The sequence below is a fragment of the Micromonospora sp. NPDC049580 genome, assembly GCF_040675595.1.
In the GTDB taxonomy this organism is placed as follows: domain Bacteria; phylum Actinomycetota; class Actinomycetes; order Mycobacteriales; family Micromonosporaceae; genus Micromonospora.
Window position 1 is genome coordinate 1 of sequence record NZ_JBFAPG010000131.1, and the last position, 13,064, is coordinate 13,064.

The following is a 13,064-nucleotide window of genomic DNA, read 5'->3' on the forward strand; positions in this document are numbered from 1 at the left end:
GGCCGGCCCGATCGGGCCGGCCGGATCAGAGGATGCGCCGCCCCCGCGCGTCGGGCACCCCGGACTTGCGGAAGAAGTACGAGTTGATCTGGTCCCGCCACTCGGCGGCGCAGCGCACCTGCTCGTCGAGGCGTTCGGCCACCCGTTCGTACACGGCCGGATCGATCATCCCGTTCAGGGTCTGCCACCGCTGCCGCATCACCGCCACCTCCTCGACGCCAGCGAAGTGGGTGTCGTAGATGTGCTGGATGACTGTGGACCCGCTGTGCAGGACGTGCGTGTACGGGACGTGGTGGAAGAAGAGCAGCAGCTCGTCCGGGCAGGTCCGCGGCGACTCGTACACCTCGGCCCAGTAGGGCGGGTACTGGCCGGCGAAACCGGTGCCCGAGGCGCGACTGCGGTCCACGCCGACGCCGTCACGGTCGGCGAAGTGGTAGGTGCCCCACCGCGAGTACTCGTACCCGTCGACATCGGGGCCGTAGTGGTCGCCGGGATGGACCATGAAGCCGACGCCCAGCGGGGCGGTGTACCGCTCGTACGTCCGCCAGGAGTCGTCCATGATCTCGTGCAGCGTCCGCCGCACCAGCTCCGGCTCGGCGGTGGCCGACGGCGGGAACGTCAACGTCATCCACTCGTCGAGAACCGCCGTCGGATCGAGGCGCGGATCCCAGGCGAGCCGGCCGAACGTGTAGAGGTTGGCCTGTGCCAGCGGGTGCCCCGTCCAGAAGGGGTCGTCGCCGGTGTTGGCGACGGCGACCAGGCCACCGCCCTTGCCGGCCTCCCCGGTGACCACGTCGGCGATCGTCCGCCCGCCGGGGCCCCAGGGCGCGAAGCGCAGCACGTCACCCCAGCACGGCCCGAGGTGGCAGACGTGCCGCTGCTGACCCGTGTACTCCTGGGTGACCTGCAGCTCGACGGCGATCCGGGTGGCCGGCATGGCGGCCAGCACCGGCGAGACCGGCTCGCGCGTCTGGAAGTCCACCGGGCCGAACTTCACCTGGAGGACGACGTTGGTGCGGAACCGCCTGTCGAGCGGGGCGAAGTGGTCGTACGCGGCCCGCGCCCGGTCGGTGGAGCGGTCCCGCCAGTCCTGGTGGTGGTTGTAGACGAACGCCCGCCAGTGCACCACTCCCCCGTACGGGGCGAGGGCCTCGGCGAGCAGGTTCGCCCCGTCGGCGTGGTCACGCCCGTAGGTGAACGGGCCGGGTTGCCCCTCGGAGTCGGCCTTCACCACGTAGCCGCCGAAGTCGTCGATGCGCTCGTACACCCGCCGGGTGGTGGCCGCCCACCAGGCGCGTACCTCGTCGTCGAACGGGTCGGCGGTGGACAGTCCACCGAGGACGATCGGCGCGGCGAAGGTGACCGACAGGTGCACCCGGATGTTGTACGGGCGCAGCACGTCCGCGATCTCGGCCACGTCGCCGAGCCGGTCGGTGAGCAGCAGCGCCTCGACGCGACCCACGTTGACGTTGTTCACCGAGATCGCGTTGATCCCGCTGGCGGCCAGCAGCCGCCCGTACTCCCGGATCCGCGCCAGATCCCCGCGCGGACGGCCACCGGCCCAGAAGATCGAGCCGCCCGCGTACCCCCGTTCGACCTGACCCATCACCGGGTGCACGGCCACGTTGTCCCAGTGGTTCAGCATCCGTCGGCGCAGCGTGGGCCGGTGCAGCTCGGGTGGACGGGCCGGGTCGAACGCCGCCGCGCAGAGCCGTACGACGTGGAACAGCCCGTACAGCAGGCCGGCGGGCGCGTCGGCCAGCACCACGGTCATCTCGCCCGCGCGGGCCAGCAGGAACCCCTCGTCGCCGAGCGTCGCACCGTCGCCCAGGTCGACGAGCGCCGCCTCCCCCGCCGACCGCGCCGCCTCCACCGCGGAGCTGGGCAGCTCGTCGGCGTCGCGCAGGGTGAGCACCAGGTCGGCGTCGACGTCCCAGGAGGGGGAATGCCAGACCCGCCCGCCGTAGCGCGTGCAGGCACGCGTCACCTCGTCCAGGACGGTGTCGACGAGCAGTCCCTCGCCGTGCACGAGGACGCGGCGCGCGCCGAGCGCCCGGAAGGCCTCCGGTGGAAGCCAGGCGGGGTACACGCGCGGCTGCTCGATGTCGGGCGGTTCTGCCACGAACACCGGCTCCTCCAGGTCCATCGACTCGTGCGCGTTCACGCGTCCTCCCGGCCGAAGCGCACCTCGGCGGTCGCGGACAGGCTCATGCGGTGAACTCCTTCCGGATCAGGTGGATCATCGGGTCGCCGACGCGCAGGACCGCCAGGACCACGACCGAGGCGAGCAGCGCCAGGACCGCTTCGGAGAAGACCGCGGTGACCCCGGCCGCCGCGGCGAGCAGCAGGGCGTTGCCGACGGTGACCCCGGGGGTACGGACGAGGAAGTGCACGGCCAGGCGCAGGACGTCGCGGGTGCGGAACTCGAACAGCGAGGTGATCACCAGCGCGTTCGCCGCGCAGAGGGTCACCCCGACCGCGATCAGGACCAGCGGCACCACCCACCACCTCCCGAGGCCGACCGCGCCCCGGTACGCGAGGTTCAGCGCGAGCACGGTCAGCCACAGCAACGTCGGCGCCCAGACCCGCAGCGCGCCCCCGACGTTGATCCGGTAGCCCCGCCCGAACAGGGCGGCGGGCCGCAGGTCCGTCAGGTCGGGCCGCTGGTGGCGCAGGGCGTACAGGGCGGCGCAGACCGCCGGACCGACCGGCAGCAGCAGGAGCGCGGCCAGCGGCAGGTTGCTGGGGTCGCGGCCGAGCAGCAGCAGCGGGAGCAGGCCGGGCAGCGTGGTGACGAGGAGCAGCACCTCGATCACGAGCAGCGTGTAGACGCGGGACGCGAACCGGGACAGGGGCCCGTCGCCGAACTGCCGCCCGGCGTGCGCGGTGCTCATCAGTGCTCTCCCGGCTCGGCGCCGAGGTCGAGGTACGCGCGGCCGGTGCCGACGGCGAAGCGCCAGGCATCGGACAGTCGGCCCTGCGGATCCGCCGACACGGTCATGCGCGTCATCTGGTCCTCTTCGGTGCGGTGCGCGGCTGACGGTGCTCGGCCGGTCCGGTCGTGACGGGCACCACCGGACCGGCCGGCGTCAGCCGTGGTCCTTCTGGTACCTGTCGTAGGCCTTGTTGATCATGGCCAGGTAGGTGTCCATGTTCTTGCCCTTCAACTCGGCGAGGTACGCGTCCCACTGGGAGAAGTCGCGCTGGCCGAGTGCGAACTGCAGGGTCGCCTGGTAGACGTGGTCACGCAGCGGCGTCTCCCACAGTGACGCCTGCTCCCGTTCATCGTCGGTCAGGGGGTGCGGCGGTGGCACCGCGACCGGCGGACGGGCGTTCAGCACTTTCTGGAACTCCTGCTCCTCCGGGGAGAAGAAGCCCTGCACCAGCTCCGGCTTGCCGCCGTAGGCGAACACGCCGTTGTAGAAGCCGAAGTCCTTCTGCAGGTGCTTGGACGCCTTCGGGTTCAGGCCGATGACGTTGACGTCGGGCGCCAGCTTGGGCTTGCCGGCGGCGTCCCGGACGAACGTCGTTCCCTCGACGCCCCACTTGGCGAACTCCTGGCCGGCGTCGGAATACCAGAGCCAGTCGATGAACTGCATCATCGCCACGAAGTTCTTGCTCTCGCGGGCCTTCGAGGAGATCATCACGCCGTTCTCCAACCGGCTGGCGGGGTTGACCTCACCGGCCGGCCCGACCGGCAGTGGGATCTTGGCGATCGTCGCCGTGGGGTTGGTCTTGGCGAGGTCGGGTCGGTAGTCGTTCACGACGGCCTGCGCGTTGGCGCTGATCACGAAGGACTTGCTGTTGGCGAGCTTCTGCCGGGCCTGCTCGTCGGTCTGGGTGAAGCTCTCCGGGTCGAGCAGCTTCTCCGACACCAGCTTGTTGAGGTACTGGAGCATCTGCTTGTACTGCTCCGTGGCGCCGGTGTAGACGAACTTCTTGGCGTTCGCGTCCCAGGAGGTGTGCTGGAAGTTCCAGCCCGCGCCCTGCAGTCCGTACGACACGGCCAGGATGTTGAGCAGGTTGCCGGCCGGGTTGGGCTTGCTCCACCGGTCGGAGAACGGATACACGTTCGGGTATTTGGCCTTCATCGCCTTGAGCACCGTGTAGAGCTCGTCCCAGGTCTTCGGGGCCGTCAGGTGCAACTCGGCGAGGATGTCGGTCCGGATCGCCAGCGAGTAGTCCTGCCAGGGCTTCTCGTGCAACCCCGGCAGCAGGTAGAACTTCCCGTCCTCCTGGCGCCGCCCGTCGAGTTCGGGCTTGAGGTTCCACCGCGAGATCTTGTCCTGCAGGTTCGGCATCAGGTCGAGGTAGTCGCTGACCGGCAGGACCGCCCCGGAGGAGACGTAGGCGTCCTCCTGGCCGGGGTACGTCTTCGGGATGATCATCGGGGCGTCGCCGGCGCCGATCAGCAGGCTGCGCTTCTGTTCGTAGTCGCTCAGCGGCACGGCGACCGGCGAGAGCGTGACGTTGGCCCGCGACTTCAGCTCATTCCAGAAGAGCCAGTCCTCGCGCAGCGGATAGTTCGGATGGTTGTTGTAGAGGATCGAAAAGGAGACCGGCTCGCTCGCCTTGAACTGCTTGCCGATGCCGTAGTCGGCCATCGCACCGGCCCGGTTTTCCGACAGGTCCTTGTTGTCGGACGGATCTTCGCTACAGGCGGCGATGCTGCTGGCCGCGAGCAGAGCGGCAACTGCCGCTGTCGCGGCGCGACGCCACGATCGGTGGAGCATGGCGGTCCTTTCGGGTTCGGTGGAGGGACATGGTGGACGTGCCGGTCAGCCCTTGACGGCGCCGAGCATCACGCCGCGGACGAAGTACCGCTGGACGAAGGGGTAGACCACGAGGATCGGCAGGGTCGTGAGCACGATCGTCACGGCCTTGAGCGTCGCGTCGGCCTGCACCTCGTCGGCCTCGGAGATGACGCCGACGTTCTCCGCGCCGGTGGCCCCCGCGATCAGGTTGCGCAGATAGACGGTCACCGGCCACAGCTCCTGCTGGTCCATGTAGAGGAAGGCGGCGAACCAGGAGTTCCAGAAGGCCACGGCGTAGAACAGCACCATCGTGGCGACGATCGCCTTCGACAGCGGCAGCACGATGCGCAGCAGGATGCCGTACGTGTTGAGGCCGTCGACGGCAGCGGCCTCTTCCAGGTCGGTGGGCAGACTCTCGAAGAACGCCTTCATCACCAGCAGGTTGAACACGTTGATCGCGTTGGGCACCGCGATGGCCCAGACGCTGTTCTTCATGCCCAGGCTGGTGACCAGCACGTAGTTGGGGATCAGGCCGCCGGTGAAGAACATGGTGAACACCGCGATACCGATCAGAGCCGTACGGCCCCGCAGGTGCTTCTTGGACAGCACGTAGGCGTAACAGGTGGTCAGCACGATCGAGATGGCCGTGGCGACGACCGTGTAGAAGACGGTGTTGCGGTAGTTCGTCCAGAACAGCGAGTCGTTCAGCACGAGGCGGTAGGTGTCCAGGTTGAACCCGCGCGGCACGAGGTTGACCTTGCCGGCGATGAGGTACCGCTCGTCACTGAGCGAACGGGCCACGACGTTGACGAACGGGAACAGCGTCGCCACCACGACGATGGTGAGCACTACCGCGTTGCACGCCTGGAACACGCGGTAGCCCCGGCTCGGGCGGATTCCGCGCGGCCGGGCGCGGGCGGGCAGGCCGCTGCCGCTGGCCGTGTCGGTGGCGTCGACGGTCACCACAGGCTCGTCCCCACGGTGCGGCGGGCGATCAGATTCGCCGTCAGGACCAGCGTGAGCCCGATGACCGCCTCGAACAGCCCGATGGCGGCGGCGTAGCTGAAGTTGCTGGACCCGAAGCCCATCCGGAACAGGTACGTGGACAGCACGTCCGCGGTCGGATAGGTCAGCGGGTTGTAGAGCAGCAGGATCTTCTCGAACCCGACCGCCATGAAGCTGCCGATGTTGAGGATCAGCAACGTCACCATGGTGGGGCGGATGCCCGGCAGCGTCACGTGCCAGGTCTGCCGCCACCGGTTGGCGCCGTCGATCCGGGCCGCCTCGTACAGGTCGTCGTCGACGGTGGTGAGCGCGGCGAGGTAGAGAATCGTGCCCCAGCCGACCGTCTGCCAGACCTCGGACGACACGTAGATGGTCCGGAACCACTCGGCTCGTTGCAGGAACGGCACCGCGTCGCCGCCGGTGGCCTGCACGATCTGGTTGATGGTGCCGTCGACCGAGGTCAGCTGCATGACCATGGCCGCCACGATCACGATCGACAGGAAGTGCGGCAGGTAGGACACGGACTGGACGAACCGCCGCAGGCGGCGGGCGCGTACCTCGTTGAGCAGCAGCGCCAGGACGATCGGCAGCGGGAAGCAGAACAGCAGGGTCAGCGTCCCGAGCACCAGCGTGTTGGTGAAGACGTCCCAGAACGTCGGGTCGGTGAGGAACATCCGGAAGTACCGCAGCCCCACCCAGTACTCACCGAAGATGCTGCCGCCGGGCTTGAACCGTCGGAACGCGATGACGTTGCCGATCATCGGGAGGTACCGGAAGACAAGGAAGAACAGCAGAGGCAGGATGGCGAGCGAGTAGAGCTGCCAGTCCCGGCGCAGCGCCTGCCGCCAGGTGCGGCGCCGGCTCGGTGCGGGCGGGGCCCCGACGGTGACCGCCGCCGGAGGGGCGGGTGGCGCCGGTGGCGGTGGCCGTAACGTTCCGGATGTCATCCTCGCCTCCTATGCGGAGTGCGGTACGGCCACCAGGGGCTCGATCCGCACCGACGTGAGTAGTTCCCGCTGGTGGCCGACCTCGCGCTCGGCCCCGGTCAGCCGCAGCGGCAGGGCCGCCGCCATCTCCCCACTCGACCGACCGAACCGCAGCTCCACCGCGCCGGGCTCGACGACGCGCCGACCGGACCGACCGGTGAACGACGCGATGTCGGCCGGTACGCCGAACGTCACGTGCGCCTCCGCCCCGGGCTCCAACGGCACCCGGGCGAAGCCGACGAGCCGGATCACCGGGCGGGTGGTCTGCGCCACCGGGTCGTGCAGGTAGAGCTGCACCACCTCGGTGCCGGCCCGGTCACCCGTGTTGCGGACGGTGATCCGCACCCGCACCTCGCCGTCGACCGGCCAGTCCGTCGTCTCGTCCCGATCCCCATCCGCCGACGGCACGACCGTGGCGTCGGACCACTCGAAGCTGGTGTAGCTCAGGCCGTGGCCGAACGGGTACGCCGGGGTCGTGTCGATCGAGGACACCTTGTTGCGGTGCCCGAGCGGCGGCGACAGGTAGGTGCCCGGCAGTCCGCCGGCGTCGCGGGGAACGCTGACCGGCAACCGCCCGGACGGGTTCACCGCGCCGATGAGCACCTCGGCGAGCGCCTGCCCGCCGAGCTGGCCGGGGAAGAACGCCTGCACGACCGCCGCCGCGGCGTCGAACTCCGGGCCGAGCGCGTACGGCCGGCCGGTCATCAGCACCAGCACCACCGGGGTGCCGGTGGCGAGGACGGCCCGCACGAGGTCGGCCTGCACCCCGGGCAGCCGCAGATCGGCGGCGTCGCAGCCCTCACCGGAGGTGCCCCGGCCGAACATTCCCGCCCGGTCGCCGACGGCGAGCACACACACGTCGGCGGCGGTGGCCGCGGCGACCGCGGCCGGGATGCCCGAGGTGTCCCCGCCGGTGATGGCGCAGCCCGGCTCGTGGGTGAGCAGGGGGACGCGGCGGGCCAGTTCCTCGCGCAGCGAGGCGATGTCCAGGCCGAGGCCATGGTCGCTGTGGTTGACGCCGACGTGGTTGGGGAAGGAGTAGCAGCCGAGCATGGCCATCGGGTCGTCGGCGACCGGACCCACCAGGGCGACGCGGCTCGCGACGGGCAACGGCAGGACACCGTCGTTGCGCAGCAGGACGACAGACTCGCGGGCCAGGCGTACGGCGACGTCCCGGCTGGCCTCGTCGTCGAGGCGCAGGTCCGCGACGTCGTCGGGCACCTCGCGCCAGTCCTCATCGAGCAGGCCGAGCTCGATCTTCTGGATCAGCACCCGACGCAACGCCCGGTCGATCAGCGCCTCGTCGACCTCGCCGGCGCGGACCGCCTCCACCAGCGCGTCGCCGAAGGCGTCCACGGTGGGCAGTTCCACGTCGATCCCGGCGCGCAGGGCCAGGTGGGCGGCGTCGGCGGCGCCCTCGGCGACACCGTGCAGAGTCTGCAGGAACCGTACGGCGAAGTAGTCGGCGACCACGGTGCCGGTGAAACCCCACTCGTCGCGCAGCAGCCCGGTCAGCAGGTGCTCGTCGGCGGCGGCCGGCATGCCGTCGATCTCGGCGTAGGAGTTCATCACCGACCGCGCGCCGCCGAGGCGCAGGGCCATCTCGAACGGCGGCAGGATGACGTCGGCCAGCTCGCGGCGCCCCATCGACACCGGGGCGAGGTTGCGGCCACCCCGGGAGGCCGAGTAGCCGGCGAAGTGCTTGAGGGTGGCCACCACGCCGGCGTTCTCCAGGCCCCGCACGTACGCCGCGCCGGTAGTCCCCACCAGGTACGGGTCCTCCCCGATCGTCTCCTCGGTGCGGCCCCAGCGGTAGTCGCGGGTGACGTCGACGACGGGCGCGAGCCCCTGGTGTACGCCAGCGGCGCGCATCGACCGGCCGATCCGGCCGGCCATCTCCTCGACCAGGTCGGGGTCGAACGACGCGCCCCAGGCCAGCGGGGTCGGGTAGACGGTGGCCCGCCAGGCCGCGAACCCGGTGAGGCACTCCTCGTGCACCTGGGCGGGAATGCCGAACCGGCTGGCGGCGACGATCTGCGCCTGGGAGGCCGCCAGCGACCGGGCGCCGAGCACCGGGTCGACCGGCGCGGTGCCGAACGGCCGGGTGAGCTGGCCCAGCCCGTGGGAGATGACGCTGTCCCAGGCCGGCGTCTCGGCGACCATGTCGGACTGGTGTGGGGCGACGCCCTCGCCGGAGGCGTCGGCGCCGACCCAGACGCCGACGAGCTGGGCGATCTTCTCCTGCACCGACATCAGCGGGAGCAGCGCCTCGGCCCGCTCGGCCGGTGACAGCCGCGCGTCGCGCCACGGTGTGGCGTCGCGGGACGTCGGTTCGCCGTCGGCGGGCAGCTGACTTCTCATGCCGAGACCCCTTAGCTCCGGCCACGTTCCCGCACCCTCGTGGGACCGGTCCGTGGCGGACGTGTGCGATCCGAAACTTTCCGGAAACCCAAGCAACCTTTTCGGCAACCTAAGTCCACCGCCCGGATGTAGTCAAGGGGCTCGATCGGTCGCGGAACGGCTCCTTCGTACGGTCAGTGGCACTGGCCATTGCGCTCAGTCATGACCGGGCCCGGGAACCGCCGCAGCCGCGCCTGAGCTACGGCCACATCGACCGTCCTGACCGACTGATCGTGTTAAGGTCTTCCGAAAATTTCGACGCTGCATGAGGCTGCGATGACAGAGCACCGCCCGCTCGACCCACCCGCCTCCACCACCATCGCGACGATCGCCCACGACGTCGGCGTGTCGGTCGCCACGGTGTCCAAGGTCCTCAACGGCCACGAGGATGTCGCCCCCGGCACCAGGGCACGGGTCGAGGAGAGTCTCGACCGTCATCGGTACCAGCGCCGCGCTCGGCGATCGTCCGGCGCGGGGCGGATCGATCTCGTGTTCCACGAGTTCGACACCGGCTGGGCGATGGAGGTTCTGCGCGGCGCCGAGGCGGTCACCAGCATCGCCGGCATCGGCCTCGCGGTCTCCCAACTCGACGGCGCGCACCGCCCACCGCAACGGTGGCTCGACACGCTGCTCAGCCAACGCCCGCTGGGTGTGCTGCTCGTCCTCTGCCACCTGACCGAGACGCAGCAACAGCAGCTGCGACGCCAGGGCGTCCCGTTCGTCGTGATCGACACCGACAGCGCGACCTCGGCCTCCGTGCCCACGGTCGGGTCGAACAACTGGAACGGCGGCCTGCTCGCCGCTCGACACCTGCTGGAGCTGGGCCACCGCCGAAACGCCGTCATCTCCGGGCCGCCCGACGTGCTGTGCAGCCGGGCCCGAGCCGCGGGCTTCCAGCACGCGCATGAGGAGATCGGGTTGACCGTCGACCGCGAGCTGGTCCGCTACGGCAGCTTCTCCGCCGGCGCCGGGCACGCCCACGGGCTTGAGCTGCTGAACCGGCCGGACCGGCCCACGGCGATCTTCGCCGGCTCGGACACGCAGGCCATGGGGGTGCTCCGGGCCGCCCGGCAGTGCGGCCTGCGGGTCCCCGAGGACCTCTCCGTGATCGGGTACGACAACCTGCCGGTCGCCACCTGGACCGATCCGGCTCTCACCACAATCAACCAGCCGCTGCGCGACATGGCGGGCATCGCCACCCAGATGCTGCTCGGCCTGGTCGGCGGCACCGCCCCGGCGACCAGCCGGATCGACCTGGTGACCGAGTTGGTCGTCCGGGAGAGCACCGCACCCCCCGCCCAACAGCTCTGACCCTGCGAGGAACCGTGCCGTACTCCGACCCCGCCCTCGCCCTCGCCGAGCTTGAGCGATACGTGCCGACCGTCGCCGAGCCCGAGGACTTCGACCAGTTCTGGCGTGGCACCCTCGCCGAGGTGGCCACCCGTCCGGTGCTCGTGGACGTCCGGCCCGAACCCACCGACCTGCGCCTGCTCGACTCCTGGGACGTCACGTTCGCCGGCTTCGGCGGTGACCCGGTGCGCGCCTGGTACACCCGACCGGCGGGTGCACGCGGACCGCTGCCCGCCGTGGTGGAGTACGCCGGCTACGGGCGCGGACGCGGCCTGCCGCACGAGCGGCTGACCTGGCCGGTCGCCGGGTACGCGCACCTGTTGATGGACAACCGGGGCCAGGCGGGGCAGCACGGCGCCGGCGACACCGCCGACCCGCACGGCAGGCCCGGCGGCCCCTGGCCTGCCACCTGGGGAATCCTCGACCCGCACGACTACCACTACCGACGTCTGATCACCGACGCGGTCCGGGCCGTCGAGGCGGTTCGCGCCCTGCCCGGAATCGACACGGGCCGGGTCGCCGTGGTCGGCAACAGTCAGGGCGGCGGCCTGGCCCTGGCGGTGGCCGGCCTCGTCGACGACCTCGCGGCGGTGCTGGCGACGGCCCCGTTCCTCTGCGACGTCCAGCGCGCCATCACGCTCAGCGACGTGTCGCCGTACGGTGAGATCGGCCGGTACCTGGCGGTGCACCGGGAGGCCGAGGACGCGGTCCGGCGCACGTTGTCCTACGTCGACGGGGTGACCTTCGCCCGGCGGGCCACCGCGCCGGCGCACTTCGGCGTCGGCCTGCGCGACAGTGTCTGCCCGCCGAGCACCGGCTTCGCCGCCTACAACCAGTACGGCGCCGCGACCGGACGGCCCGTCCCACCGCAGCGGGAGATGCACGTCTACCCGTTCAACGGCCATGAGGGCGGCGAGGCCGTGCACGTCCGGCGGCAGCTGCGCTGGCTCGCCGCGAGGCTCGCGCCGACCGAGGTGACGGGCCAGGACTGACCGCCTCGTCCACTCCCGACCATCGCCCACGTTCGATGCATTGCCGGTGTTAGCGATAACAAGCTATGGTGCGTCCAGGCGGGGTGCAGGGCACATCCCGGCCAGGGCTCATCGATCCGTCGTCTCCGACCGTCGATGACCAGAGCTGACGACCAGCGGTGATGACGTCCGGGTTCCTGGTCCTCGCGCAGCTCACTCTCGCGTACCGCGCGGTTCCGCCTCGTCGGTGGGCCGCCGATGTCGTGCCCCCACCACCTGAGGAAGCCCCATGAGCAGACCGATCCTTGGCAACCCCGTCCCCCCGCCGCCCGCCACCACCGCGACGACGTCGAGGCCCCGCCGGGCACGACTGTGGTGGGCGGCCCTGGCCGCCGTCGCGGCCATGACCGCGGCCGTCCCGGTGGCGACCGCGCCCGCGAGCGCCGAGTCCAACGGCGGGGTACGTGTCATGCCCCTCGGCGACTCGATCACCGACGGCTTCAACGTCGCCGGTGGCTACCGGATCGAACTCTGGCAGCGGTTCGTCTCCGGCGGATACCGGATCGACTTCGTCGGTTCCGGGTTCAACGGCCCGGCCAGCCTCGGTGACCACGACCACGAGGGCCACTCCGGGTGGACGATCGCCCAGATCGACGCCAACGTCGTCAACTGGCTGCGGGCCACGAACCCGCGGACCGTGCTGCTGCACATCGGCACCAACGACATGTACGGGGACACGTCCGGCGCCCCGGCTCGTCTGGCCACCCTGGTCGATCGCATCACCAACACCGCACCGAACGCGGAGGTGTTCGTCGCGACGATCATCCCGAAGTCCGGCGCGGACACCCAGGTCCGCGGCTACAACGCGGCGATCCCGGGGATCGTGCAGACCCGGGCCGCCGCCGGCAAGCGCGTCCACCTGGTCGACATGTACCGCGCGCTGACGCTCAGCGACCTGGCCGACGGCGTACACCCCAACGCCACGGGTTACCGCAAGATGGCCGTCGCCTGGTACGACGCCCTGCGCACGGTGCCCGGCAGCATCGGGGGCGACACGCCGCCGACCACCGCACCGACCACCACCGCACCACCCACCACGGCACCGCCGACCACGGCACCGCCCACCACCGCGCCACCCACCACCGCGCCGCCGACCACGCCCCCGCCGTCCGGGGGATGCCGGGTCACGTACACGGTCAACGCCTGGAACAGCGGGCTCACCGCGGCCGTGTCGGTGACCAACACCGGCAGCAGCGCGGTCAACGGTTGGGCCCTGGCGTTCACGCTGCCCGACGGCCAGACCATCACCAGCGGCTGGAACGCCACCTACTCCCCGTCGAGCGGGGCGGTGACCGCACGCAACGTCTCCTACAACGGCACCATCGCCCCGAACACGTCGGTCGACATCGGCTTCCAGGCCACCCACACCGGCAACGCCGGTCGGCCGTCCGCCTTCACGCTCAACGGCACCGCCTGCGCGGTCGCCTGACCCTCGTACCCGACGCGGGACGCGGGGGCGGCGAGGCTTCTTCTCGCCGCCCCCGCAGGTACGGGTGGCTCAGGACGCGTAACGGTCGGACGCCGAGCGCCGCGCCGCT

The 13,064-nt window shown here is 70.8% G+C and carries 9 protein-coding genes; 3 read left to right on the forward strand and 6 right to left on the reverse strand.

Annotation, left to right across the window (positions count from 1 at the left end):
- Positions 1-25: 25 nt before the first annotated feature.
- The 6 genes from AB0J68_RS13675 to AB0J68_RS13700 form a co-directional block, all read right to left on the reverse strand.
- Positions 26-2,164 carry an alpha-glucuronidase gene (locus AB0J68_RS13675; RefSeq protein WP_363938594.1) on the reverse strand — a complete coding sequence of 713 codons (2,139 nt, stop codon included), beginning with the start codon at positions 2,162-2,164 and terminating at the stop codon, positions 26-28.
- A 43-nt stretch (positions 2,165-2,207) separates the two neighbouring features.
- Positions 2,208-2,894: a hypothetical protein gene (locus tag AB0J68_RS13680; protein WP_363938597.1), complete on the reverse strand. Its 687-nt coding sequence runs from the start codon at positions 2,892-2,894 to the stop codon at positions 2,208-2,210.
- 195 nt (positions 2,895-3,089) lie between these two features.
- Positions 3,090-4,733, reverse strand: coding sequence for an extracellular solute-binding protein (locus tag AB0J68_RS13685; protein WP_363938599.1), 1,644 nt, complete (start codon positions 4,731-4,733; stop codon positions 3,090-3,092).
- 45 nt (positions 4,734-4,778) lie between these two features.
- Positions 4,779-5,717, reverse strand: a complete 939-nt coding sequence (locus tag AB0J68_RS13690) for a carbohydrate ABC transporter permease (protein WP_354861174.1) — start codon at positions 5,715-5,717, stop codon at positions 4,779-4,781.
- A complete protein-coding gene (locus tag AB0J68_RS13695; RefSeq protein ID WP_363938603.1) occupies positions 5,714-6,706 on the reverse strand; it encodes an ABC transporter permease subunit in 993 nt (330 codons plus the stop codon). Before AB0J68_RS13695 ends, AB0J68_RS13690 begins: the two co-directional genes overlap by 4 nt.
- Positions 6,707-6,715: 9 nt before the next feature.
- Entirely contained in the window at positions 6,716-9,106 is a 2,391-nt protein-coding gene (locus AB0J68_RS13700) for a glycoside hydrolase family 3 N-terminal domain-containing protein (RefSeq protein WP_363938606.1), read from the reverse strand.
- Positions 9,107-9,421: 315 nt separating this feature from the next.
- Between AB0J68_RS13700 and AB0J68_RS13705 the strand changes: the two genes are divergently transcribed.
- From AB0J68_RS13705 to AB0J68_RS13715, 3 genes are all read left to right on the forward strand, one after another.
- Positions 9,422-10,456: a LacI family DNA-binding transcriptional regulator gene (locus tag AB0J68_RS13705; RefSeq protein WP_355066461.1), complete on the forward strand. Its 1,035-nt coding sequence runs from the start codon at positions 9,422-9,424 to the stop codon at positions 10,454-10,456.
- A 14-nt stretch (positions 10,457-10,470) separates the two neighbouring features.
- Positions 10,471-11,487, forward strand: coding sequence for an acetylxylan esterase (locus AB0J68_RS13710; protein ID WP_363938610.1), 1,017 nt, complete (start codon positions 10,471-10,473; stop codon positions 11,485-11,487).
- Positions 11,488-11,755: 268 nt separating this feature from the next.
- A complete protein-coding gene (locus AB0J68_RS13715) occupies positions 11,756-12,955 on the forward strand; it encodes a cellulose binding domain-containing protein (protein ID WP_363938613.1) in 1,200 nt (399 codons plus the stop codon).
- Positions 12,956-13,064: the final 109 nt, after the last annotated feature.